Here is a 22,706-nt window from a genome sequence, read left to right as displayed (position 1 = left end):
TATGACCTCGTCTCAGAACACCCCGCGCACCACGACCAATGCCGGTATCGCGGTTGCCAGCGACAACGAATCCCTGACCGCCGGCACGCAGGGGCCGATCCTGCTCCACGATCACTACCTGCTCGAGAAGCTCGCGCAGTTCAACCGCGAACGGGTCCCCGAGCGGGTCGTGCACGCCAAGGGGGCCGGCGCGTTCGGACACCTCGAGATCACCGGCGACGTTTCGCGCTACACCAAGGCGAAGCTGTTCCAGCCGGGTGCGACAACCGAGTCGCTGGTGCGCTTTTCGACGGTGGCCGGCGAACAGGGCAGCCCCGATACGTGGCGCGACCCGCGCGGCTTCGCGGTGAAGTTCTACACCGAGGACGGCAACTACGACCTCGTCGGCAACAACACCCCGATCTTCTTCATCAAGGATCCGATCAAGTTCCCCGATTTCATCCGCTCGCAGAAGCGACTGCCCGGGTCCGGCCTGCGTGACCACAACATGCAGTGGGATTTCTGGACCCTGCGTCCGGAGTCGGCACATCAGGTGACGTGGCTGATGGGCGATCGCGGCATCCCGAAGTCGTGGCGCAACATGGACGGATTCGGATCGCACACCTATCAGTGGGTCAACGCCGACGGTGAACGCTTCTGGGTGAAGTATCACTTCAAGACCGACCAGGGCATCGACTTCCTCACCCAGGAACAGGCCGACACCCTCGCCGGCAGTGACCCCGACTATCACCGCCAGGATCTCTACGAGGCCATCGACCGGGGTGAATTCCCGTCCTGGACCTTGAAGGTGCAGATCATGCCGCCAGACGAGGCGGAGGGCTATCGGTTCAATCCCTTCGACCTGACCAAGGTGTGGTCGCAGAAGGACTACCCCCTCATCGAGGTCGGTAAGTGGACGCTGAATCGCAATCCGGAGAACTTCTTCTCCGAGATTGAGCTGGCCACCTTCGAACCGTCGAATGTGGTTCCGGGCATTGGCTTCTCGCCCGACAAGATGCTGCTGGGCCGGGTGTTCTCCTATGCCGACGCGCACCGCTACCGGGTCGGAACGAATTACGCTCAGCTGCCGGTCAATTCGGCCAAGGCCGCACAGGTCAACTCCTATTCCAAGGAGGGCGCGATGGCCTATGACTTCAGCGGCTCCGACGTGCCGGTCTATGCGCCCAACTCCTACGGTGGCCCGCACGCCGACGCCGCGGCCGCCGGCGACGAGGGCCTGTGGACCTTTGGCGACGAGGCCGTCCGCGCCGGCTACATCGAGCACCCCGAGGACAGTGACTGGGCGCAGGCCGGAACCATGGTGCGCGAGGTCCTCGACGACGACGCCCGCGAGCGGCTGGTGAACAACATCGTCGGCCACGTCCTCGACGGTGTCGAAGAACCGGTGCTCTCACGGGTGTTCGAGTACTGGCGCAACGTGGACGCCGAACTCGGCAAGAAGGTCGAGGAGGGTGTGCGCGACGGCCAACAGGGCTGACGCGCCCGCGTAGGGGAAGTTGAATCCCGTTACCGGGGAGGTTCTTTCGCCGTTCGCCTGGAATGGGAACCTTTCATCGTCGAGAATCGTTGGACAGCAAGGACGTTCGATCATCTTCCACCGTCGACCCCGGTGGTATCAGTGAGGAGAGCACTATGGCAATCGAGACCGCATACACCATCTCGTCCAAGGCCAGCGGCGGCGGCCGCGACGGCGAGGTCGTGTCCGAGAGCGGACGCATCGACCTCGACCTGCAGCCGCCCAAAGAACTCGGTGGCAGCGGTGAGGGAAGCAACCCGGAGGAATTGTTCTCCGCGGGTTATGCGGCCTGCTTCCTCGGCGCGCTGCGTCTGACATCCAAGCAGGCCGGGACGCCCGCGCCGGAGGGATCCACGGTCACCGTGACGGTGGCCATCGGTAAGGACTCCGCCGACGGCGGCTTCGGTCTCGGGGTGTCCATCGAGACCTACCTCCCCGGCCTCGACGAGGCCAAGGCCACCGAACTCGCCGAGACCGCACACGCCTTCTGCCCGTACTCGAAGGCCACCAAGGGAAACATCGAGCACACGCTGACCGTTCGGGTCTGATCCGCGTCACCGACTGCTCGAGACGAGACTCATCCATGCGGCACCCGCCACAAGCACACGGTGCCGCGGCACAACAGAAAGGACGTCACATGATGACGACTACTCTGACCACCCCGATCACCAGCACCCTCTCCGAGGAGCAGAAGTCGGTCACCGGAACCGCATTGCAGGAGACCGTCGTCGATTTGATCGACCTGTCGCTGATCGCGAAGCAGGCCCACTGGAATGTGGTCGGTGCACAGTTCCGTTCGGTGCACCTCGAACTCGACGTCCTGGTGGGCACCGCGCGCGAGTTCACCGACGCCGCGGCCGAGCGTGCCACCGCCATCGGCGTCAGCCCCGACGGGCGTGCCGAGACGGTCGCCAAGACCGCCCGTACCAGCGGATTCGGTGAGGGCTGGACCAAGGACGCCGACGTCGTCGCCGCCGTGGTCGACAACCTCAAGGCCGTCATCGCCGGCCTGCGGGAGCGGATCGAGACCACCGCGTCGACCGACCCGGTCACCCAGGACCTGCTCATCGGATTCGCCTCGAAGCTCGAGCAGCTGCACTGGATGTGGCAGGCCCAGGTGGCCTGAACGCAACGCTGAGCGCCACATCACCCGGGGGACGCGAGGGCGACAGCCTGGTCCTCGCTTCCCTCACCCGCGACGAGCCCCGCCCCTTCGGCGGGGCTCGTTGGTGTTGGGGCTCGTCTGCGGTGGGTCTCGTCGTCTGCGGTGGCTACCCTGACGCCATGCCCGACTCCGAGCTGCCCACATTTCGGTACTTTCGCGACCCGGTGGCCGCCGGCGCCTTCGCACCCGGCGACGTCGTCTGCCAGTGTTGCGAACGCTCCCGCGGCTGGATTTACCAGGGAAGCTTCTACTCCGAGGAGGAGATCGACGACCTGTGCCCGTGGTGCATCGCCGACGGGTCGGCGGCGGCGAGGTTCGACGGTGAGTTCACCGCCGACATCGGATGGGACCTACCACGGTGGGACGTCCCCCACGACGTCATCGACGTGATCGCCCACCGCACACCGGGGTTCCCGACTTGGCAGGACCGACGATGGTGGACGCACTGCGACGACGGCGCCGAATTTGTCGGCATGGCCGGAACCGACGAGATGATCGCCCTCGGCGATGACGCGATCGAGCAGGTACGCACCACCGCCGAGGTGCCGGTGGACCAATGGGCAGAGCTGCTGCCGATCCTGCGCGCCGACGGTGACGCCTCGGTCGCGGTGTTCCGATGTCTGCACTGCGGCGCATACGGCGGATACCTGGACCTTTCCTGACCGAGAGGGATCGCCGACCGGCGCCCTGTGACCTGGCGCACCCGCCCGTCGGAGGCGACGGTAGCCTCGCGGTGTGGAGTACTGGGGTGTCATGGTCGGGATCTTCCTCGTGGCCGCGGTCGTCGCGGCCGTCGCCTTCGTCCGCTCTCGCGAGCGGGAGCCGGAGCAGTTGCGGCGCGAAGCGTCGCTGGCGCGCGAACTGCGCGAACTCGGAGCCGACGACCCGGTGCGCCTGGCCGCGGTGGACGAATACGAGACCGCCCTCTACCAGCGACTCTTCTTCGTCTCGACGGTGTCGCCGCGGGTGCGTAGCGCCGTGTGGGCGCTGCTCGGTGCGGTGCTGGCGGCGGCCGGGGGGCTTGCGACTCGTGGCGACGGGCTGTACCTCACGGTCCTGCACGCGGCGTCACTCGTACTCGCCGGCGTCTTCGGGCTGGCCGCGCTGTTCTTCGCCGGCCTCGCCGCATTCCACGCCGCGACGACGCCACGGGTCTCGTTCACCGAGAGTTACGCGGCCGTCGCGGGTGCCGATGACCTGGGTGCCGGTGACCTGGGTGCCGGTGACCTGGGTGCCGACGACGTGGGTGCCGACGACGCGGACGCTGAGCGCTGACGTCCCCTCCGCATTGGAGCGCGCGCAGCTCCCATAAACAAGGAATGCATTGCATGCATGTGGTGGGAGCTGAGCGCGCAACATCATCTGACACGCATGAAGACGGCACGAACTCGGGTGTGAGAGAACTGCGGGTAGCCGGGTTGGCGGTCCCTGCCGACCGTCGCCCATCATCGCAGTCCCGAGGAGAGAAATGATGCCGACCGCGCACGCTGGTGCCTGTACCCGCGAGCGCCGGTGACACGGGTGTCCGACTCGGCAGCCCAACCGGGCGCGGTCAGCCGGCGCCGCCGCGGGCTTCTGGCCCCGACGCTGCGAAAGCAATGCTGGGGCTTCATGATCGGCTCGAGCCTGTTCGCGCTCGGTTCCGCGCCCTGGATCAGTGTCTGGATGGGGGCGGCGAATGCCAACATCTGCTTCTTCGTCGGAGCCTGGTTCTTCACCGGGGCGGGCCTGATCCAGCTAGTGGTGCGCGTCGTAACTGTTTGAACGGTTGGTTTGCTGCGATAATGGGGTATGGCGAATCGTCCTGCTGCAGCATTGATGTTGGGTGATGGTGATCGTGAGGTGCTGGAGTCGTGGACTCGCTCGGGCTCGGTGCAGGCGTCGGCGGCGAAGCGGGCGCGGATGATGCTGCTCGCTGCTGATGGTGTGGCGAATCGGCGGATCGCGGAGTTGGTAGACGCGTCGCCGACGACGGTGATCGCGTGGCGCGAACGCTACCTTGAGCGCGGTCTGGCCGGCCTGACTGATCGTGCACGCTCCGGGCGGCCGCGGCGGCTCGATAGGGATGCGATCATCGTCGCCACGCTCACGCCACCGCCGAAAAGCCTTGGGGTGACGCACTGGTCGACTCGGCTGCTGGCGAAGAAGCTGAAGATCTCCGACGCCTCGGTCGCCCGAGCGTGGCGAGCGTATGGGATCAGACCGTTCAAGGCCGAGTCGTTTCGATTCTCCACCGACCCGGAGTTGGTGGGCAAGGTCACCGACATTTGCGGCTTGTATTTGAATCCGCCGGAGAACGCGATCGTGCTCTGCGTTGACGAGAAGTCCCAGATTCAAGCGTTGGATCGGACGGTGCCGATCCTGCCGATGCAACCGGGCAAGGTCGAACGCCGCTCCTATGACTACTACCGGCACGGCACCACCACCTTGTTCGCCGCCCTCGATATCGCGACCGGGAAAGTCACCGCCGCACTCAAGCCCAAGCATCGCCACCAAGAGTTCCTGGCTTTCCTCAAGCAAGTCGAACGGGCCTACCGCGACACCGTCGATGACACCGGTAATCCGGTCGACTTGCACCTGGTGATGGACAACTATGCAGCTCACAAACATGCCAACGTGAAGAAGTGGCTGGCCGAGCATCCCCGAGTCATCGTGCATTTCACCCCAACCCACGCCTCCTGGATGAACCTCGTCGAGGTCTGGTTCGGCATCATTGAACGCCAAGCGATTCGCCGCGGAGTGTTCACCTCCGTCACAGACCTCAACACCAAAATCCGCGCGTTCATCGACGGATGGAACCCCAGAGCCCACCCATTCGTCTGGACCAAAACAGCCGAACAGATCCTGGAAAAAGCCAACCGTCCAACAACTTCAAACTCGCGCCACTAGCGTTACTATCATTGCGAGGTAATTGCAATAGCGGGCACCGACTGAGAGCGGCCGACGACGGCCTCGGAGGCAGCAGAATCCATGTCGGGCGACAACCGCTCTAAGCGCCTGGCGCCAGTGCTATCCGCGTACTCAATTAGCTGACACGTCTGAAGGTGAACGGGTGCTGATTGCTCCACCCGTTACGGACGCGGTACTCGACGGTTTCGCCGCCCTCCAGCGCGACGGTCTCGGTGGCCCGTGTCACGGGATTCTTGAAACCCTTGTAGCGCAGTTCGAACAAGAGGTCGTGGTTTCCTGCGGCGAGGCCGGTGAACGTGTAGGCGTTACTCCGGCCCCAGCGCAGTCGCTGCGGGGTTCCTCCGTCCACGGCGACGTACGGTACCGCCATCGGGTAGAGCACACAGGAGTTGACCGGATGCCCCTGCGCGTACACTGTGATACTGGCTGTGTCGCTCATGCTGGTGATACCTCGCTATCGTGTTCGGTCCGCTCTGAATCTGGCGTCGACGGTGCATCAGGTGGTTCGGACGCGGGATTCTCGACGGCCCGCCCGCAGGCGGCACGGTCCGGGTTCGCGGCGATCGTAGCGGACGAGATCATCACGACGGCGAAGCTCCATAGGCCGAGAGTGAGCCCAATACCGACGTGGAGCACGACGTCCAGTACAAGGGCTACCTTGCGCCACCGCGCGCTGAACAATAGCAGGAACGCGATCAGCGCCTCGATGACCAGCGCGCCCCACGACAGCAGGATCGTTCCCAGCGCGGTCCTGGTTACCTCCAGGTTCAGGACGTGAAACAGTCCTCCGTCGCCGAACGCCGAGTCGCGGGAGATGTAGTACATCGCCGACCCTTCCACCCAGGCGGTGTTGCCGAACTTGGCGAACGTCGTGTCAAGGTAGATGTACACGAGTTGCAGACGGAGTGCGATCGTGAATACCAGTGCAAGAGCCGACCATTCGTCCGATAGCGGTCGAGAAGGCTGCTGCCAGTGCCAGGTTCGGTCGTCGGCGAACGCGAGCGGGGTGATCAAACCGCAGACGATCACAGCGATAGCTTCGCCACCGTCGGGCAGGGTGATCGCCACGGCGATGGAATAGGTCGCCCACAGATGCAGCAGCGCTGTATATCGGGGCCGCCAACCGCTGGCTACGACGGCCAGGATCAGTACCAGTAGCCAGCGACGCAGTTCCTGGAAACTGTCCGGGTTGCCAATACACAGCATTGAGACGGCTCGTACACCACCACAGCGGGGTCCAGGCATACCGGCCACCGGAGTGAACAGGTAGTCCAGCGGTGTCAGCAGAACTACTGACATGGTGGCGGCCGCGAGGAGGGAACGGCCGACTGCCCACCACCGGTTACGATGATCAAATCGTGTGATCGTCGTCAGCAGTGACGTCAAGATGTCGGAGAAGTCAGCACGCCACGTCGACATGGCTCACTCTCACTGCGCGGCGGTCATAGTCGACCAGCTTGCGGAAGCTCCAGTCCACGGTGCGTTCGACCACCACGTATACCTCGCCGCAGATGGTGTGACGATGGGTTTTCGTGGTGGCAGCAGTGCTCGGCATGTCAGCGTTCGTCTTGATGCACGCCTCAGCGGCACTGTTGCACTCGCGCCACTGCAGGTCAGGGTTGAAGTTCAGCAGATCGGCCACCTCCGGCCCCTGGGCGCGTTGAATCCTGGACCAGCCGAACAGGTTTGACGGTAGGTTCTGCGGCGTTTTCATCAGGTTGTGAATCGTGCCGTTCCCATCGAGCCGGTACACGACGGCCTGGTCGCCGCGCTGGTCCTTTGTGAAGTAGCCGAACTGCTGCGCGGCGAGCACCCGGACGGCTTCGCGCACGGCGCTGTCGTCGTCTCGCTGCGACAGCACGTTGCTCGGCAGCGTGTAGAAGATGGTCACACCGAAGAGCAGCAGCACCGCCGTGGCGGCACCGGCGAAAACACCTAACACCCGGCGCGGATTCGCGGTCCGGCCTGGCGTTAGCGTGGTGCCGTCCTCAGCCTGGCGGTTAGCCTCGGTCATCTACGCAAGGCTGCTGGCCAGCGCGGCCACCATGCTGTTCTTCGTGAGATCGTCCGCTGAGTTCACCTTGAACTCATACGTCGCCACCGCCGGGGCCACGTAGAGCGCGACCGCCACGGTTACAGCGCCGCCGACGGTGTGCACCGCGGCCGCCGCCCACACGGCTGCGATGTACCCCTCGGTCGCTAGCCAGCTATCGTGCCAGGCGAACCCGGCAGCGCGGGCGACCGCCCCTTGCCTTACTCCTTGACTCAGGGAGGTGTTGCCGAGTACGGCCGCGTTGTCACGCTGCGGTGCGTCAACGGCCTCGGTCACCTTCGTGGACAACGTTCTCAGCGCCTGCTGTGCTGCGTACGGATCTCCGGACTGTAGCGGCACGGTGACGACATCGTGAAAGTCGGGGTTTCGTTGCAGGACAAACTGTTCAAACTTCTGCCGGGGCTCCGGGTCCAACGGCTGCACGGAACTGTTCAGCAGCTTCGCCTTCAGCCCGGGATGGTCGTCAACGATCCGCCCCTGGCTGAACACCACCGCATCGATCACGTCGTAATCGCCGTATTTCGCCTGCGCCGGCCGTGCTGTCGCGGCCGCGTGATGCGAACTGTCTACCAGTGCGGCTGGAATCACGGCAGCGGCAACGGCAGCGACCGCTGCTACCCCGATCACCACGGCACCGAGCTTGTACTTCTTGATCACGCTAAACACGTGCATACCTCCCCGGATTGCGTCACCTATATAACGTTGTCCTACAAAGACTTCGCCCTGCGATTCCCCACGACGTGCCCGACTACATAGAGGGCAAGATCGACGCAGACCACGACGACGAGCAGTCCGAACCGGCTCACGTCTACACCACTGATGAGAACCACGAGCCCGGCCGCGTATACGGCGGACGCTGTCAGTCGAAACGGCACCGCCGCCTTCTGAACTGAAGTCCAGGCTTCAGCGCTCCTAAACGCCGCCGGAATCCGAATGCCGACAAGCCGATTCGGCTTCACCCGGTTCGCTGCAACCAAACCGACGAAAACCACATTGACCACCATCATTGCTACGTAGAAGGCCCCAATCAGGATGGCCTGCGCCATGTCCAACCCCCCCTTCCAGATTCGCCGGTATCGACCCGACTGCCGGGTTTGGCGAATGGTGAACGTGATCCCCAAAATCCACTACCACAAGGATTAGAACAGAGAACCAGACACTTGACAACCTGAACGGTGGTGGTTGGTGGCACTTCGCGCCACGATTCCCCTGTAACGGGGACACGTAGGCCGCTTCGTGTGTGGGCGGGTCTCGTGGTCGGGGCGGGCGAGTAGACGCAGCACGTGACGCAGGCGTCGGCGCGGGCGACGAGTCGAGACTTGTAGTGCCCGTGATCGCGGGCGTAGAGGATGTGTCCGAGCGTCCAGAGGAGCGCGGCGATCGCGAGGTCCCGCAGCCCTGCCGCGGCCGCCCAGCGCGTGCACGATCAGTCAGGCCGGCCAGACCGCGCTCAAGGTAGCGTTCGCGCCACGCGATCACCGTCGTCGGCGACGCGTCTACCAACTCCGCGATCCGCCGATTCGCCACACCATCAGCAGCGAGCAGCATCATCCGCGCCCGCTTCGCCGCCGACGCCTGCACCGAGCCCGACCGAGTCCACGACTCCAGCACCTCACGACCACCATCACCCAACATCAATGCTGCAGCAGGACGATTCGCCATACCCCATTATCGCAGCAAACCAACCGTTCAGACACTTACGACGCGCGCCACTGGTCGACAGCGGGCCGATGATACTGACCGAGAAGGGCTCGGGTGCAAGGGCATTCAGCGACGACTGGCTGGCTGCGTCGACGCAGTCGTTCGGTACGGTGCTGTTCAACGTGAGCACCTCGGCCGCGTTGACGGTCGGCACCGTGCAGGCAGAGAAGCATCATGTCTGGCGACCGGACTTCGCCGGATCGGTGGCCTTCCTCATCAGTGGTGTGCTCGTCGTCATCGCCTACACGCGGGCCGAGACGCTATGGAACCCGCGAGATGTGGACTGGTGGGCGACGCAGATCAACATGCTCGGATGCATCGCCTTCATGGTGTCGGCGGTGGCCGCCTATGTGACGTCCGAGGTGATGCCCTCGATGCCACGCTCGCGGGCGGTGGCACCTTCGTCGGTGCGCTGTGTTTTTTCGTGGCGTCACTGCTCGTGCTGCCGTGGTGGACTCGCACCGGCAAATCAGGCGAGTGACCGCGCCGGCTTCGGCGGGCAATTGCGCCGGTTGCTGCGACAATGGGGATTCGGGCGCGACCCGGGGATCGGTACCGAGCCGGTCAGTACTGCATCGGAGGAGAACTGACGTGAGTGTGGACGAGATTCGCGAACGGGTGAGCGCATTGATGCCCAGGGCCCGTGAGGATCTGACCGAGATGGTGGCCTTCGAGTCGGTCTTCGATCCGTCCCGGCCGGAGCCGCCGGAGTGCGCGAAGATGGTGGACTGGCTGATCGAGGCGTTCACCGACGCCGGGGTGTCCGACGTGGCCGCACATGTCACCTCCGACGGGTCCCGTGCGGTGACCGGACACATCCCCGGTCCGCCGGGAGCGCCGACGGTGCTGCTGTACTTCCACCACGACGTGCAGCCGCCGCTGGACTCACAGGCCTGGACGACGCCGGCGTGGACCCTCACCGAACGCGACGGACGCTGGTACGGGCGTGGCGCCGCCGACTGCAAGGGCAACATCGCCGTCCACCTCACGGCGCTGCGGGCCCTCGGCAAGGATCTGGGCGTCACCGTCAAGATCATCGGGGAGGGCTCGGAAGAACAGGGTTCCGGCGGCATCGAGGATTTCGTGCCCAAGCATCCGGAACTGCTGAGCGCCGACGCCATCCTCATTCTCGACTCCGGCAACATCGGCGTCGGTCGCCCCACCTTGACCACCAGTCTGCGTGGGATCGCCAATGTCGTCGTCAGCGTCGAAACCTTGTCGTCGGCCATGCATTCCGGCATGTTCGGCGGTGCCGCCCCGGACGCCCTGGCGGCGCTGATCGCGATGCTCGCCACCCTGCGCGACGCCGACGGCAACACCACCGTCCGCGGGGTGGACGCCGATCAGGAGTGGACCGGTATCGACTACGCCGAGGAGCAATTCCGCAAGGACGCAACGGTTCTCGACGGTGTGGACGTCGTCGGTTCGGGCAGCATCGCCGAAATGGTCTGGGCGCGACCGGCAGCCACCGTCCTCGGCATCGACTGCTCGCCGGTGGTCGGATCGTCGGCATCGGTGACGCCCAAGGCGCGGGCGCGGATCAATCTCCGGGTACCGCCGGGCATGGACCCGGCCGTGGCGCAGGATGCGCTGATCGAACACCTACGGGCGGTGACGCCGTGGAACGCCCGGGTGGAATTCGAACGCGAGGCCACCGGAAAGCCGTTCTCCGGTTCCACCGAGGGGCCCGCCTTCGAGGCGATCTCGGCCGCGCTGCGCAGCGCCTACGACCACGAGGTGGTGCAGCAGGGCCAGGGCGGGTCGATCCCACTGTGCACGGTGCTGCAGGAGACCTTCCCCGACGCCGAGATCATGCTCTTCGGTGTCGAGGAGCCGAGCTGCCTGATCCACGCACCCAACGAGAGCGTCGACCCGTCCGAGATCGAGAATCTCGCCGTTGCCGAGGCGCTGTTCCTGCGGGACTTCGGTGCCCGAACCGAATCGACGGGTCAGTAACGCGAAACGGGCCGACGTCTGGGCGCTGTCAGCGGAACGGAGAGCGCTGTCAACGGAAAGTGGCTTAACTCCAATACCGTTCAGTTAAGCGGTGCGGTTGCGTAGACCGGTGACTGTGTCGGTTGCGGCCAGGCGGCGTGGTGAGCGCGTTTGACGTGCCATTTCACGTATTTGCGTTTGACGACACGTGGGTTAGCTCTGCGGCGGCGTGCAGGGTTGAGTCTGCGCGTGAGGCGAGTGAGGAAGGTGAGCCAGCTGTGGCTGGTTGTGTCAGGGTCGTGAGGGGGGAAAGTCGCCCTGGTGGGCGACCGATTGGCGAGTAATCCTCAGTGCGGCAACAAAACTGACCCTGTCAGGATCGTGGCCGGCGTGACCGGCGGCCTCGACCATCAACGACCGGATCGCATAGTGACAACACAGATGCCCCCAAATCTCCTGCAGCACAAGATCAGGAGACTTCGAGCGCAGCACGGTACGGGGCCCACGCTGGTGGGTTTTCAGCTCATCGAAGGCAATCTCGATCTCCCACCGCTCGGTATAGGCCGCAGCCAACTCGACCGCACCGACCTCGTCCGGGTCCAGGATCGTGGTCAGCAACCGATACTGCTCGGCGTTCTCCCGACCGTCATCGATGGTGTAGTCGATCACCCGCACCAGCATCGGCTCAGCGCGCCGCGCCGCAGCCGAATGCGTCTGCTGCAGCTCAGCCAGCCACGACCCATCCGGCAAGTCCTTCACATGCCGCGGCTTCGGGCCTGTACCCGAGGTCTTCACCCGCCACAACAGATCCGCCCCCGTCGCTATAGCATTGCGCCACAACGCATACGAGAACACTCCACGATCAGCAGTGACCAGCATCCCCGACGTCAGACGCGGCAGCAACGACTCGATCAGCACCGCCTCGGACTGCGCGTACGTGCCCACCGCGGCGGCGAAAATGGCGTGCGTGCCGCACTCGGCGAGTGCCACCAGCCGCGCCATCGGGAACGCCGCCCGCTCACCCTTGTTCACCCCGGGCCGCCCGAAGAACTCATCATTGACCGCCGAGTCCGCCACATCAAGACACGTCCCATCCACCGCAACCAGCCGACGCCCCGCCAACCACACCCCCGGCGTCGACTCGCTCCCCAACGGCACCGCCACTCGCTCGAACAACGCCTTCATCGGCGCCGACCCCAGACGCGAGCGCGCCTGAAAAATCGCCGACTTCCCCGGAACGCGATAGGACTCCTCCCACCCCGACGCCCACGACAAACCATCCGTGAGCTGGGATAACACATCCTCATACGAGCCCTCGGCATACAACGCCATCCCAATCGAGAAATACGCCATCACCCGCGCCGGCAACGCCCGATGACGCACCTCGGTCCGGCCCGCCGCCGCGATCACCTCATCCACCACATCCGGCGGAAACGTCCGCATCAACACACCCACCGACACCACATCCGACAACCGACGATCCGACTCAGGCTTCACCCACCCAGCACGAGGCATACCCTACAAACTACACCCTTGCAACCTTAACTGAACGGTATTGGGCTTAACTCGGGTTATCGGCTCCGCTGAATCGTTGGACGAGAAGGTCTTTCACCTGAGGTCGACTCGCGGCGACCAGGGTGAACATCGCCTCGCGGGCCAGGCGTTCCGGGGTGGAGCCGGTCACCAGGGCGCGGCCGCCGTCGGCGGCGACGAGTGCGGAGGTGGCCTCGACGGCCAGTCGGGCGGCATCGGCGCGGGCGTCGAGGAGTGCCGGTGTGTCGGACAGGGATTCGTCGAGGCGTGCGCGGATCACACCGGCCCGTTCGCGTAGTGCTCGGGCGGCGTGCACGTCGTCGAGTCGCTCCAGCAGTGCCGTGGCGCGTCGAACGAGGCCGAAGGGGAGCGTGCCGTTGATGCGCAGGCCGATGTTCTGGCTCGCGAAGAAGTCGTCGAGGCAGACGCGACTGACGATTTGTGCGTCGCTCACCCGTAGGCCCTCGACGCGCAGAAACACTGTGCTGGTGGCATTTCCGGCCGACAGGTGCATGGGGCTCGCGGTGATCTCGGGGATCGGGCGACGCGCGGGCAGGATGGCGGCGATCACGTCGTCGGTCTCGACGTCGCGGGCGGATATCTGCAGGAGGTCGATGATGTCCCAGCCACTGACGAACGGGGCGTAGCCGTCGATGATCCAGCCGTCGGTGGTGCGGGTGGCCGTCATCCGCGGCGGGGTGGGTACCACGCCGGCATGGGCGACACCGGCGCGCAGCCGTCCACTCACCGTGTCGGCCAACAACTCCGAACGCAGGGCCGCATTGGACGTCGAGGACAGGGCGATGACCACGCCGTGATGCTGCAGCCAGGTGAAAGCGGTGGACAGGCAACCGCTGGTGAGGACCTCCTGGATCTCGAGGACTGCGGTGAGATCGAGACGTGCCCCGGCGTCGGCGATCCCGAACAGTCCGGCGCCGGCGAGGTGGGACCAATGGGATTCGGGGATGATCCCGATGCGGTCCACCTCGCCGGCGGCGGGATAGAGGATCTCGTCGGCGATGCGGTAGGCATCGGCCAACAGCGCTTCGGGCGGGCGGGGGGTGCTCACCTGATCAGGCTACGACCGATCAGGTGGGCACCGGGCGCAACCGCACCGACCCGATCGCGGATCTTCAGACCGTGCAGAGTGGCGAATAGTCGCTGCGCCCACCGGTGGTCGGCGAGATGAGGAAGGTGCACGAGTTGAAGCCGACCTTCTCCGTCGCATCCTTGAGCATCCGCAGTTCCGCGGTGGTCAGGACCTTCTTGCGGGACAACACGAATCCCGACAGGCGTGACGGGTCGCCGACCACCGCGTACTCGTAGGGGGCGTCCGGTGTCGCGCCGTCGGCCACCCACGAGACGATGTAGTTGGGGGTCTTGCCGGGATCGATGGTGTTGGGGACACCCGGGAAGGTGACGATGAGCTGGGCGTTGCTCACCGGATCGACCACGGTCGCCTTGCCCTTGATGCCATCGGGCTGCCCAGTGAACGACGTGCACTTGTTGTCGACGCTGATCGTGGTCGCGTCGATGACGCCGTAGGTGGCGTTGGTGTCCTTGGCGCAGCGGACACCGAAGAACGACGGGATCGTGGCCTGCTGCCACCACGTGCCCAGGTAGCGCTGCACGTCGAGCTTCGGAACGGGCTTCAGTGGCGCGGCGTCGGCGGTGGCGGGTGCGATGATCATCGCACCCGCCGCGCCGATGACGGCCAGGGGCACGAGCAACAGACGGATGGTGCGGCGCGCGAGCGGCATGGTGGAACTCCCTTTCGTTCTGTGAACGTCAGCCATTCGCCGCGAACGGGTGATCCGGATGGGTGAGCGGTGCCCGCCGGAGACGACGGCGGGCTGGGCCGCCACGAGGCAGCCCGTCGACACCCGAGCGCCGTCAGGCGTTGGCCGGACTCCAGGTGGCCACCGCCCAGATCACGATGATGTCGAGGACGATGATGAGGATGGCCCAGGCGGGGTAGTAGGGCAGCCACAGGAACTGGGCGATGATCGACAGCGACGCGATGACGATCGCCGCCACCCGGCCCCAGGCGGTACCGACGGCGAGACCACCGGCGATGACGACGGCGATGACGCCCACGATGATGTGGATCCAGCCCCACGACGTCAGATCGAGCTCAAAGGTGTAGTCGACGCCCACCACCAGGATCTCGTCGTTGCTGAGGGCTGCGATGCCCTCGAAGATCGCCACGATGCCGGCGACGAACAGCAACGCCGCGGCGACGATCGAGATCCCGAGTGCGAAGCCGGTCTTGGTGGACGAGTTGATCTCGCGATCCTCGATGGAACTGCTCATGATGTGCGGTCCTTTCCTGTACGCGACGTGCGTGATCCCATCCTTACGCGAACCTGAGATCGGAGGGGATGTGTTGGGCGGATTCGACTCACAATGAGTCGTGGATTGGCACGCTGACCAGCCGATTTAACTCCCGGCGGACTCCGGGGGTAAGCTATCGCAGGTTGCACACGGGGTGTGGCGCAGCTTGGTAGCGCGCTTCGTTCGGGACGAAGAGGTCGTGGGTTCGAATCCCGCCACCCCGACTCGTTGGTTGAGACGACAGCAGGGCGCTGACCTGGTTTTCCGGGTCAGCGCCTTACTTGTCCGTATGGCCGGAACGGCCGGCCCGCTGACTGTGGTCGCGGTGGTGAGCCGACGGTCCGAAGTGCGGTGGACTCCTCGCGAATAGTGGCTCTGACGGCACCATTTCCGGGTCCGCGCGGCTTGTGGAAGAAACATCAGAGGTTTATCTGATGTGCACTAAGATTGACACCATGGGCACCACTCACACTCTTACCGACCTGCTGCGCCACCCCAATGAGGTGATCGCAGAGGCAGAGCACGGTGCTGTCCGTATCACGCGTCGTGATGCTGCGGACCTTGTGCTGATGCGGGCTGGTGACCTCGAAAGCCGCGAGGCGGGGATTGCTTTGGCGTCGCGGCTCATGCGTGCCACCCATACGCACGGGCATGTGATCGATGCTCTTCGCGCTGTCGACGCGTGGTTCGGTCAGTTGGACGATGACCAGCAGCAGGAATGTGCTGCGGAGATCGACAGCTTGCTGTGGAGCGCCGTTGAACTCGGGATCTATCAGCGATTGCTCGATGAGTACGACGCGTGGCGGGGAACCGCGGCGGCCTATGCTGCCGGGTTCATCCCTGGTAATGGTCCCGAGATCACGACCTCCCCGGTCCCTGCCGAGCAGCCTTGAGTGACATTCGTAATCAGGTACCCCGTCCTGTCAAGAAGTCGGAGTGCCTGGTCTGTTGCGGAAACAGCAGGGCGCACCAAGGTTGGCAGGCGTTCCTCGCGGGAGCGAAGTATGCTGCGACCGACGCGTGGGACTATCTCACGCGCACGCCGTTGGAGAGGCGCCAAGGTCGTGTACACCCGTTGAAGGGAAAGCTCGCGACGGCGACTTACGAAGGGCGCGAGTATGTTCGCTGACAGTACGAGGTGACTGGTGGAGGTCGAATCTGGTACATCGTTTGCGATGATCCCGAGGATAAGCACGTGGGTGTGGTGATCATCCTTCTGGCGGAAACGGGTCACTCCAAAGCGACGGAACGCGGAGTGAACCGACGGTGATCGGAAGTGCAGGCGACGACCTCAGTCACACTTCATCGCCCGTCGATAATCGCCCATCGATCGAATCCGATCGCCGCATGACACGACCCGGCCGAGTGCGAACTCGGCCGGGTCGTCGTCGTATCACCGGATGCGACGGTGGCCCGGTTCTCAGTCGGTCTTCCAGGTGCACACGGCCCAGATGACGAACAGATCCAACGCGATGACCAGGACCGACCACCAGGGGTAGTAGGGCAGCCACAGGAAGTTCGCGATGATCGAGATCGCCGCGATGATCACCGCGCACACGCGGGCCCAGGTGGCGCCGACGAACATCCCGAAGGCGATGGCGATCGCGAGGATGCCGACGATGAGGTGGATCCAGCCCCACGTGGTGAGGTCGAACTGGTAGACGTACTGCGGTCCGACGACGAACAGGTCGTCGTTGACGATGGCCGAGATCCCCGACAGGAAGCCGAGGACGCCGGCGACGAGCAGCAGGACGCCGGCGCCGATGGTGGCGCCGCCCGCGAACCCCTGGCGGACCGGATGCCGATCCTGAACTGGTGCCGACATGACAATGCCCCTTTCGTGAAAATGTTTCCGGAAATCATTCTCACGCCCGGTCACATGGGTGGGCATCGCCCGAAAAGGATGAACCCGCTGGTCGGGATCAACAGCCGAGTTGGCTTGCCAGATCGAGGATGTCGCGGGCATGGACATCGTTGTCCGCCGACCCGGAATCGTCTTTCAATGACGCATCACCCCATTCGAGGGGGCGTTCGATGAATGCGGTGTGCAGGCCGACCGAACGTGCGGCGTCGAGGTCGGATTGATGGGTCGCCACCATCATCACCTGATCGGTCGTCACCTCGAGGAGTTCGGCGATGCCGAGGTAGGTCGCCGGATGCGGCTTGTAATGCCGCCAGAGGTCCGAACCGCCGATGACATCCCAACCGAAGCCGTTGTGCTTGGCCATCGCGGATAGTAACGCCACACTCCCATTGCTCAACGCGCACACCGTGAATCGGCTCCGCAGGCGAGCGAGACCGGATGCCGCGTCGGGCCAGCCGGGGATGGTTCGCCACGCCCGTACCAGTCGGGTGGCGGCGCCGGTGTCGAGAGTGACGCCGAACCCGGTTGCCACCAGGCCGAGGGTCTCGGCCTGCAGATCGTCCAGGCCGCGCCATTCCAGTTCACCGGATTCGACCCGGGCCAGGATGGGGGAGTAGCGCCGACGCCACTCGCGGGTGAACTCGGCGGCGTCGACGTCGCCGATCTCCTCGGCCACCGCGGCACGGATACCGCTGAACCAGTCGGTGACGGTCCCGAAGGTGTCGAAGGCGAAAACCGAGACCTCCTCGGCCAGACTGTCGCCGACGGTGGGCACGTGGCCGCGTCTCAGTGCGCGTCGGTGGCCAGCTGCGGCAGTGACTGATCCTCGTCGAAGGTGGCGTCACCGTGCGAGACGGGCGTCAGCGTGAGCAGGCTGGCCTCAGGGCGGCAGCAGAATCGGGCCGGGGCATACGGCGAGGTGCCCAGGCCGGCGCTGACGTGCAGCTTCATCGTCGAGCCCCAATTGGATGGGCCCTTCACCCGGGAACGATCCAGGTGGCAGTTGGTGACGAGGGCACCGACGAACGGCAGGCAGAGCTGGCCGCCGTGGGTGTGCCCGGCCAGCACGAGGTCGTAGCCGTCGGCGGCGAAGCGATCCAGAACCCGGGGCTCGGGCGAGTGGGTCAGCCCGAGTCGGAGTTGGGCGAGCGGGTTGGGACGGCCGGCGATCGTGTCGTAGCGGTCGCGTTCGATGTGCGGGTCGTCGACGCCCGCAGCGACCACCCGGACGCCGGCGACCTCGAGTTCGCGCACGGTGTGGGTGGCGTCGAGCCAGCCGCGTTCGACAAAAGCGGCCCGCAGATCCTGCCACGGCAGCGGTGCCCCGTGGGTCCGCTTGTGTTCGGTCCGGAAGTACTTGAAGGGGTTCTTCGGTTTCGGGCCGAAGTAGTCATTGGACCCGAAGACGAACAGGCCGGGCCGCGACAGCAGCCCGCCGAGGGACTGGATGACCGCCGGAACCGCTTGCGGGTGAGCGAGATTGTCGCCGGTGTTGATCACCAGGTCGGGTTCGAGCGCATCGAGTTCGGACACCCACGCCTGCTTGAGGCGCTGATCGGGCATCATGTGCAGATCGCTGATGTGCAGCACCCGCAGCGGTGTGGCGCCCGGCTCGAGCACCGACATGGTGGTGTGCCGCAGCGTGAACGCATTGCGTTCGATCACCGTCGAGTAGAAGAGTCCGGCGGCCGCGAGTCCGGCGCCGGCTGCCACCGAGCGGGCCGTCGTCGACGTCGGGAGGTGGCGATCGAGCTGCCGAACCAGGTTCGCATCGAGGATGGACATCACCCCACGATACGCGTACACCGGTTGCCCGACACGCCGGTTGGCGTGTTCACCGGGCACGCCGGCGCGCGCCTCAGCCGGGCAGGTCGATGATCACCGGTCCGACGCCGGGCACCTGCACGGTGGTCTGCGTCGGCTCACCGCTGCCGCCCTCGGCGCGACGACCATTGCTCACGTACATCGTGATGGTGGTACCCGGCTGTGCGGAATCCGACGGCGCGGTGAAGAGCACGGTGCCCTGCGGGCGGGCGGAGTCGACCTCGAGCTGGGTGACCTTGAATCCGGCGGCCTGCAGGCGCGAGGTCGCGTCGCTGGCGGTCAGTCCGGTGACGTTCGGGATGCGGCCACGGCTGGTGCCGGCCACATACCGCGGATCGGACGGCGGCAACGCGGTCGGGCCGAAGTTGTTGGCCACCGGCAGCATCGCCGAGTACCAGGTGCGCGCGGGTTCGTAACCGCCGTACAGGTTTCCGTCGTAGCAGGACCGCAGCGGGCTGGTGCAGATGCCCTCCGGGTTGGGTCCGTCGCTGTAGACGTACACCGAGCCGGCGATGTTGTTGGTGAAGCCGAGGAACGCCGCGGAACGATGCGCCTCGGTGGTACCGGTCTTGGCGGAGACGGGCAGATTCCATCCGGTGGCCCCGGCCGCGGCGGCCGAGGTGCCTCCCCCACGATCGTCCTGGCCCATCGCGACGGCCAGCGAATTGGCCAGTCCCTCTTCGACGACGCGGTCACAGGCCGGCGGGTTGAACGGCACGGCGTTGAGCACCGGATTGCCGTCCGGTCCCGGGACCGCGTTGAGGTTCTCGTCGCGTTTGATCGTGTTGATCGACCCGATCGGATTGGGCGGGCACCACACACCGCCGGAGGCCAGCGTCGCGGCGACGTTGGACAGTTCCAGCCCGTTGACCGGGAACGGCCCGAGGGTGAACGAACCGAAGTTGCCGTCCTTGACGTACTGGGCGATCGACTTGTCGCCGCTGCCCGACGTGCCGGGGGTGTTGTAGGACCGCAGACCCAGCCGCACCGCCATGTCGACGGTCGGTTTCACCCCGGTCTGCTGCAGCAACCCGACGAACGCGGTGTTCGGGGACTGCGCGAGCGCCTGGCTGATCGACATCGTCGCCGGGTACCGCCCGTCGTTGCGCACGCAGTAACTGTTGGCCGGGCAGCCGTAGGAACCGCCACTGTTACCCATGCCCTGGACGGCGAGGAAGGCGGGCACCGGGATGTTGGAGCCGGTGCCGATGACGCCCTTCTCCAGGGCCGCAGCCGTGGTGAACACCTTGAACACCGACCCGGCGCCGTCACCGACGAGGGAGAACGGCTGCGGTTGCACGGTCTCGTCGGCGTTTTGGTTCAGGCCGTAGTTGCGGCTCGACGACATGCCCAGCACGGGGTGTGACGTCGTGCCCGGCCGGATCGCGCTCATGACGCTGGCGACGCCGTCGGCCTGCGGGTCGGCCTGGGTCTGCAGGGCGCGTTGCACCGACCGCTGCACCTGCGGATCCATCGTGGTCTTGATGATGTAGCCGCCGCGCATCACCGAGTCCCGCGAGATGCCGTTCTCGGCCAGGAACTGCAGCGCGTAGTCACAGAAGAAGCCGTTGTTCCCGGCGCCGATGCACCCCTGGGTCGGGATGTTCGGGTTGGGCACCACGCCCAGCGGCTTGGCCTTGGCGGCGATGAGTTCGTCGCGGCGATCCGGGAAGTTCTGGATCATCGTGTCGAGCACGGTGTTGCGCCGCGCCAACGCCGCCTCGGGGTTCGTGTACGGATTCAGCGCGCTACTGGACTGCACCATTCCGGCGAGCAGCGCCGCCTGCTCGACAGTCAGATCCTTGGCGTGCGAGTTGAAGTACACCTGCGCCGCGGCCTCGATGCCGTAGGCGTTGTTGCCGAACGGCACGACGTTCAGATAGCGGGTGACGATCTGCTTCTTCGCCTCCTGCTTGGCGGCGGCGTCCGAGAGGCCCTTGCGTTTGGCCTGCTCGATCAGCGACTGCTCCATCGTCAACGCCATCCGTACCTCACGCAGCTTGCGCGCCGGGGTGGTCTCGGTGGCGGCCTGCCGGTCGGCCTCGGTACGGGCGAGCACGAGCAGTTGATAGTTCTTGATGTACTGCTGATCCAGGGTCGACGCGCCCTGCTGCACCTCGCCGGACGACGAGTTCTTCAGCGCCGCGCGGATCGTGCCCTTCCAGTCGACCCCGTCGTGTTCGAGGAAGCGCCGATCCTCGATCGAGATGATCGCGCCGATCATGTTCTGCGAGATGTCGTTGTAGCCGACCTGATAGCGGTACTGATCGAAGAGCAACGCGATCGGATTGCCCGCCGCGTCGGTCATCGTGGTGACCTCCGGCAGGGTGCCGTTGAGCAGTTCGGAGGAGACGTTCTCCACCGCCGATGCCGCCCGATTGGAGACGACTCCGATTCCGGTGGCCACGGGATAGAGGAGTCCGGCGACCAACACACCGGCGAGCACACACGCCGCGGCGAGTGGCCCCAGCTTCTTCGAGATCGGCACCACGACAGGATACGTGTGATTTCGTCAACACCCGCGCAGCCTCGACCGCGGGCGACGTCATCGACCACGGCATGCCTTCTGAACTGCGACGATTCGTCAAGTCTGCACGTGTGTGCCAGTTTTTCCGGCCCAGGGGTTGCGGTCCTCAGCACAGATCCCTAGATTGAGGGCAGAATGTGACTCACTTAACATCAGGTCCGACAGAGTGTTGTATGTATCAAATACGACGCGGCGATCTCGAATAGGCGGGTTGCAGTCGAGAAGCCGGCGACGCGGGTGGCCGGCACACAACGACAGACAGGGGCGACGATGGCGACAGCGGCGGTTTCAACGGAAGAGGCGCGATTGACGTGGGTGTCGCAGGCGCGCTGCCGCGGCGAGAATCCCGACGATCTGTTCGTTCGTGGCGCCGCCCAGCGCAAGGCCGCCACCATCTGCCGCCACTGCCCCGTGCAACTGCAGTGCGGCGCCGACGCGCTCGATAATCGGGTCGAATTCGGCGTCTGGGGCGGCATGACCGAACGTCAGCGTCGCGCGCTGCTGCGTCAGCATCCCGAGGTCACCTCGTGGGCGGAGTTCTTCGAGGCGCAGCGTCGGCGTCAGCGGGTCGCGGGCTGAGGTAGCGCAGAGAAGTCACTTCACACATCACCGGCCGGGTACATCCCGCCGGTGATGTGACGTTTCTGATCCAGGTCGGAACCGGGCGGAACGATTCGCGTTCAGACCGGGTGAGAGTCGTGGCCCGCACCCCGGCCCGCCCGCCGCAGTGCCACCCCGCGCGCCACCGCGAGCGTGGCGCCCAGCACACCGATCACCAGGATCACCACGACGATCCAGGTCGACGTCGTGGTCGAGAACCCGAGCGTCCATGCACTCAGCACCCCGCCGGCCGTGGCCGCCACCGCCCCGATCGGTAACACGGCCGCGGTGGCGTACATCGTCGACCGCACCCGCTCATCTCCGACGGCCCTCAGCGCCAGGCCGATCGCGGCCACGGCGAGCACGTACGCGAGGACGCCACAGACCCCGTAGATCAGCAGCGGTGAGACGTCCGGGTAGTCGGTGACCGTCAGCATCGCGAGAACGGGCGCCAGTCCGAGCGTGATGCCGACGAGTCCGGCCGTCACGGTCAGGCCGACGCGGGAGCCGGCCGGGGCGGCCCGGGCGCCGGTCAGATACGAGACCGTTGCGGCGAGCGCGCCGATCACGATGCCGATCACCGCGACGGTCAGATAACGCAGCGTCTCCGACCCGAAGCCATCGGCGGGTTCCGGCCACACCGCGATGTAGGTCACGTAGCCGCGGCCGCCGGGGCTGGCGAGTCCCTGGAACAGTGCCGCGCCGAATGTGGTGAGCAACCCGCCGAGAACCGCCGAACCCGCA

General features: G+C 65.4%; 24 protein-coding genes, 1 tRNA gene and 2 pseudogenes. 12 read left to right on the top strand and 15 right to left on the bottom strand.

What is annotated here, in order from left to right:
- The first annotated feature begins 1 nt into the window (after nucleotide 1).
- The 7 genes and pseudogenes from ABLE94_RS06810 to ABLE94_RS06780 all read left to right on the top strand — a co-directional run bounded on the left by ABLE94_RS06810 (nucleotide 2) and on the right by ABLE94_RS06780 (nucleotide 5,570).
- Nucleotides 2-1,477, top strand: coding sequence for a catalase (locus ABLE94_RS06810; RefSeq protein ID WP_348808398.1), 1,476 nt, complete (start codon nucleotides 2-4; stop codon nucleotides 1,475-1,477).
- A gap of 155 nt (nucleotides 1,478-1,632) precedes the next feature.
- A complete protein-coding gene (locus ABLE94_RS06805) occupies nucleotides 1,633-2,064 on the top strand; it encodes an organic hydroperoxide resistance protein (protein WP_348808397.1) in 432 nt (143 codons plus the stop codon).
- Nucleotides 2,065-2,153: 89 nt separating this feature from the next.
- Entirely contained in the window at nucleotides 2,154-2,642 is a 489-nt protein-coding gene (locus tag ABLE94_RS06800; RefSeq protein WP_348808396.1) for a Dps family protein, read from the top strand.
- Between the two features lie 158 nt (nucleotides 2,643-2,800).
- Complete coding sequence (locus ABLE94_RS06795) at nucleotides 2,801-3,343, top strand: CbrC family protein (protein WP_348808395.1); 543 nt, start codon at nucleotides 2,801-2,803, stop codon at nucleotides 3,341-3,343.
- A gap of 73 nt (nucleotides 3,344-3,416) precedes the next feature.
- Nucleotides 3,417-3,956 carry a histidine kinase gene (locus ABLE94_RS06790; protein WP_348808394.1) on the top strand — a complete coding sequence of 180 codons (540 nt, stop codon included), beginning with the start codon at nucleotides 3,417-3,419 and terminating at the stop codon, nucleotides 3,954-3,956.
- Between the two features lie 246 nt (nucleotides 3,957-4,202).
- Nucleotides 4,203-4,424 (top strand): annotated as a pseudogene (locus ABLE94_RS06785) (hypothetical protein); the annotation flags it as partial.
- Nucleotides 4,425-4,472: 48 nt separating this feature from the next.
- Complete coding sequence (locus ABLE94_RS06780; protein ID WP_348806102.1) at nucleotides 4,473-5,570, top strand: IS630 family transposase; 1,098 nt, start codon at nucleotides 4,473-4,475, stop codon at nucleotides 5,568-5,570.
- Nucleotides 5,571-5,706: 136 nt separating this feature from the next.
- Here ABLE94_RS06780 and ABLE94_RS06775 read toward each other — a convergent pair whose 3' ends face one another.
- From ABLE94_RS06775 to ABLE94_RS26405, 6 genes and pseudogenes are all read right to left on the bottom strand, one after another.
- Complete coding sequence (locus tag ABLE94_RS06775) at nucleotides 5,707-6,030, bottom strand: hypothetical protein (RefSeq protein WP_348806101.1); 324 nt, start codon at nucleotides 6,028-6,030, stop codon at nucleotides 5,707-5,709.
- Nucleotides 6,027-7,010 carry a sporulation-delaying protein SdpB family protein gene (locus tag ABLE94_RS06770; protein ID WP_348806099.1) on the bottom strand — a complete coding sequence of 328 codons (984 nt, stop codon included), beginning with the start codon at nucleotides 7,008-7,010 and terminating at the stop codon, nucleotides 6,027-6,029. The genes ABLE94_RS06775 and ABLE94_RS06770 overlap by 4 nt, the downstream gene beginning before the upstream one ends.
- Nucleotides 6,991-7,605 (bottom strand): SdpA family antimicrobial peptide system protein, encoded by a 615-nt coding sequence (locus ABLE94_RS06765; protein WP_348806098.1) that lies wholly within the window; start codon nucleotides 7,603-7,605, stop codon nucleotides 6,991-6,993. Before ABLE94_RS06765 ends, ABLE94_RS06770 begins: the two co-directional genes overlap by 20 nt.
- A complete protein-coding gene (locus ABLE94_RS06760) occupies nucleotides 7,606-8,310 on the bottom strand; it encodes a sporulation delaying protein family toxin (protein ID WP_348808393.1) in 705 nt (234 codons plus the stop codon).
- Between the two features lie 41 nt (nucleotides 8,311-8,351).
- Nucleotides 8,352-8,690: an SdpI family protein gene (locus ABLE94_RS06755; RefSeq protein ID WP_348806096.1), complete on the bottom strand. Its 339-nt coding sequence runs from the start codon at nucleotides 8,688-8,690 to the stop codon at nucleotides 8,352-8,354.
- Nucleotides 8,691-9,057: 367 nt separating this feature from the next.
- A pseudogene (locus ABLE94_RS26405) lies at nucleotides 9,058-9,279 on the bottom strand (helix-turn-helix domain-containing protein); the annotation flags it as partial.
- A gap of 95 nt (nucleotides 9,280-9,374) precedes the next feature.
- On the opposite strand from ABLE94_RS26405, the gene ABLE94_RS06750 reads away from it, so the two are divergent.
- Nucleotides 9,375-9,935 (top strand): hypothetical protein, encoded by a 561-nt coding sequence (locus tag ABLE94_RS06750; protein ID WP_348806095.1) that lies wholly within the window; start codon nucleotides 9,375-9,377, stop codon nucleotides 9,933-9,935.
- Nucleotide 9,936: 1 nt separating this feature from the next.
- Nucleotides 9,937-11,301, top strand: coding sequence for a dipeptidase (locus tag ABLE94_RS06745; protein ID WP_348806094.1), 1,365 nt, complete (start codon nucleotides 9,937-9,939; stop codon nucleotides 11,299-11,301).
- Nucleotides 11,302-11,571: 270 nt separating this feature from the next.
- Here ABLE94_RS06745 and ABLE94_RS06740 read toward each other — a convergent pair whose 3' ends face one another.
- The 4 genes from ABLE94_RS06740 to ABLE94_RS06725 all read right to left on the bottom strand — a co-directional run bounded on the left by ABLE94_RS06740 (nucleotide 11,572) and on the right by ABLE94_RS06725 (nucleotide 15,126).
- Nucleotides 11,572-12,795, bottom strand: coding sequence for an IS4 family transposase (locus ABLE94_RS06740; protein ID WP_348807660.1), 1,224 nt, complete (start codon nucleotides 12,793-12,795; stop codon nucleotides 11,572-11,574).
- A gap of 46 nt (nucleotides 12,796-12,841) precedes the next feature.
- Entirely contained in the window at nucleotides 12,842-13,882 is a 1,041-nt protein-coding gene (locus tag ABLE94_RS06735) for an acyl-CoA dehydrogenase family protein (RefSeq protein WP_348805344.1), read from the bottom strand.
- A gap of 64 nt (nucleotides 13,883-13,946) precedes the next feature.
- Complete coding sequence (locus tag ABLE94_RS06730; protein ID WP_348805343.1) at nucleotides 13,947-14,573, bottom strand: lipocalin family protein; 627 nt, start codon at nucleotides 14,571-14,573, stop codon at nucleotides 13,947-13,949.
- 133 nt (nucleotides 14,574-14,706) lie between these two features.
- A complete protein-coding gene (locus ABLE94_RS06725) occupies nucleotides 14,707-15,126 on the bottom strand; it encodes a DUF7144 family membrane protein (protein ID WP_348805342.1) in 420 nt (139 codons plus the stop codon).
- A gap of 171 nt (nucleotides 15,127-15,297) precedes the next feature.
- On the opposite strand from ABLE94_RS06725, the gene ABLE94_RS06720 reads away from it, so the two are divergent.
- Nucleotides 15,298-15,371: transfer RNA gene (locus ABLE94_RS06720), tRNA-Pro, on the top strand.
- A gap of 231 nt (nucleotides 15,372-15,602) precedes the next feature.
- Entirely contained in the window at nucleotides 15,603-16,040 is a 438-nt protein-coding gene (locus ABLE94_RS06715; protein ID WP_348805341.1) for a hypothetical protein, read from the top strand.
- 527 nt (nucleotides 16,041-16,567) lie between these two features.
- Here the strand turns inward: ABLE94_RS06715 and ABLE94_RS06710 are convergent.
- From ABLE94_RS06710 to ABLE94_RS06695, 4 genes are all read right to left on the bottom strand, one after another.
- Complete coding sequence (locus ABLE94_RS06710; protein WP_348805340.1) at nucleotides 16,568-16,972, bottom strand: DUF7144 family membrane protein; 405 nt, start codon at nucleotides 16,970-16,972, stop codon at nucleotides 16,568-16,570.
- 97 nt (nucleotides 16,973-17,069) lie between these two features.
- The gene (locus ABLE94_RS06705; RefSeq protein ID WP_348805339.1) at nucleotides 17,070-17,786 is read right to left on the bottom strand and encodes a haloacid dehalogenase type II; all 717 of its coding nucleotides are present in this window, start codon (nucleotides 17,784-17,786) and stop codon (nucleotides 17,070-17,072) included.
- A gap of 11 nt (nucleotides 17,787-17,797) precedes the next feature.
- Entirely contained in the window at nucleotides 17,798-18,796 is a 999-nt protein-coding gene (locus tag ABLE94_RS06700; protein WP_348805338.1) for a metallophosphoesterase, read from the bottom strand.
- Nucleotides 18,797-18,869: 73 nt separating this feature from the next.
- Nucleotides 18,870-21,323 (bottom strand): penicillin-binding protein, encoded by a 2,454-nt coding sequence (locus ABLE94_RS06695; protein WP_348805337.1) that lies wholly within the window; start codon nucleotides 21,321-21,323, stop codon nucleotides 18,870-18,872.
- A gap of 309 nt (nucleotides 21,324-21,632) precedes the next feature.
- Here ABLE94_RS06695 and ABLE94_RS06690 point away from each other — a divergent pair, with 309 nt between their 5' ends.
- Nucleotides 21,633-21,941: a WhiB family transcriptional regulator gene (locus ABLE94_RS06690; RefSeq protein ID WP_348805336.1), complete on the top strand. Its 309-nt coding sequence runs from the start codon at nucleotides 21,633-21,635 to the stop codon at nucleotides 21,939-21,941.
- Nucleotides 21,942-22,042: 101 nt separating this feature from the next.
- On the opposite strand, the gene ABLE94_RS06685 is transcribed toward ABLE94_RS06690, so the two are convergent.
- Nucleotides 22,043-22,681 (bottom strand): hypothetical protein, encoded by a 639-nt coding sequence (locus ABLE94_RS06685; protein ID WP_348808392.1) that lies wholly within the window; start codon nucleotides 22,679-22,681, stop codon nucleotides 22,043-22,045.
- Nucleotides 22,682-22,706: the final 25 nt, after the last annotated feature.

It is taken from the genome of Gordonia sp. VNK1 (genome assembly GCF_040049135.1).
Classification (GTDB): domain Bacteria; phylum Actinomycetota; class Actinomycetes; order Mycobacteriales; family Mycobacteriaceae; genus Gordonia; species Gordonia oleivorans.
The sequence above is the reverse complement of the archived record's forward strand: the minus strand, read 5'-3'. Positions and strand labels throughout refer to the sequence as shown.

Bases quoted from the DNA above. Each gene is read 5' to 3' on its own strand.
- ABLE94_RS06810 (WP_348808398.1), top strand. From the start codon at position 2: ATGACCTCGTCTCAGAACACCCCGCGCACCACGACCAATGCCGGTATC.
- ABLE94_RS06805 (WP_348808397.1), top strand. From the start codon at position 1,633: ATGGCAATCGAGACCGCATACACCATCTCGTCCAAGGCCAGCGGCGGC.
- ABLE94_RS06800 (WP_348808396.1), top strand. From the start codon at position 2,154: ATGATGACGACTACTCTGACCACCCCGATCACCAGCACCCTCTCCGAG.
- ABLE94_RS06795 (WP_348808395.1), top strand. From the start codon at position 2,801: ATGCCCGACTCCGAGCTGCCCACATTTCGGTACTTTCGCGACCCGGTG.
- ABLE94_RS06780 (WP_348806102.1), top strand. From the start codon at position 4,473: ATGGCGAATCGTCCTGCTGCAGCATTGATGTTGGGTGATGGTGATCGT.
- ABLE94_RS06775 (WP_348806101.1), bottom strand. From the start codon at position 6,030: ATGAGCGACACAGCCAGTATCACAGTGTACGCGCAGGGGCATCCGGTC.
- ABLE94_RS06770 (WP_348806099.1), bottom strand. From the start codon at position 7,010: ATGTCGACGTGGCGTGCTGACTTCTCCGACATCTTGACGTCACTGCTG.
- ABLE94_RS06765 (WP_348806098.1), bottom strand. From the start codon at position 7,605: ATGACCGAGGCTAACCGCCAGGCTGAGGACGGCACCACGCTAACGCCA.
- ABLE94_RS06755 (WP_348806096.1), bottom strand. From the start codon at position 8,690: ATGGCGCAGGCCATCCTGATTGGGGCCTTCTACGTAGCAATGATGGTG.
- ABLE94_RS06750 (WP_348806095.1), top strand. From the start codon at position 9,375: ATGATACTGACCGAGAAGGGCTCGGGTGCAAGGGCATTCAGCGACGAC.
- ABLE94_RS06740 (WP_348807660.1), bottom strand. From the start codon at position 12,795: ATGCCTCGTGCTGGGTGGGTGAAGCCTGAGTCGGATCGTCGGTTGTCG.
- ABLE94_RS06730 (WP_348805343.1), bottom strand. From the start codon at position 14,573: ATGCCGCTCGCGCGCCGCACCATCCGTCTGTTGCTCGTGCCCCTGGCC.
- ABLE94_RS06725 (WP_348805342.1), bottom strand. From the start codon at position 15,126: ATGAGCAGTTCCATCGAGGATCGCGAGATCAACTCGTCCACCAAGACC.
- ABLE94_RS06715 (WP_348805341.1), top strand. From the start codon at position 15,603: ATGGGCACCACTCACACTCTTACCGACCTGCTGCGCCACCCCAATGAG.
- ABLE94_RS06710 (WP_348805340.1), bottom strand. From the start codon at position 16,972: ATGTCGGCACCAGTTCAGGATCGGCATCCGGTCCGCCAGGGGTTCGCG.
- ABLE94_RS06700 (WP_348805338.1), bottom strand. From the start codon at position 18,796: ATGTCCATCCTCGATGCGAACCTGGTTCGGCAGCTCGATCGCCACCTC.
- ABLE94_RS06690 (WP_348805336.1), top strand. From the start codon at position 21,633: ATGGCGACAGCGGCGGTTTCAACGGAAGAGGCGCGATTGACGTGGGTG.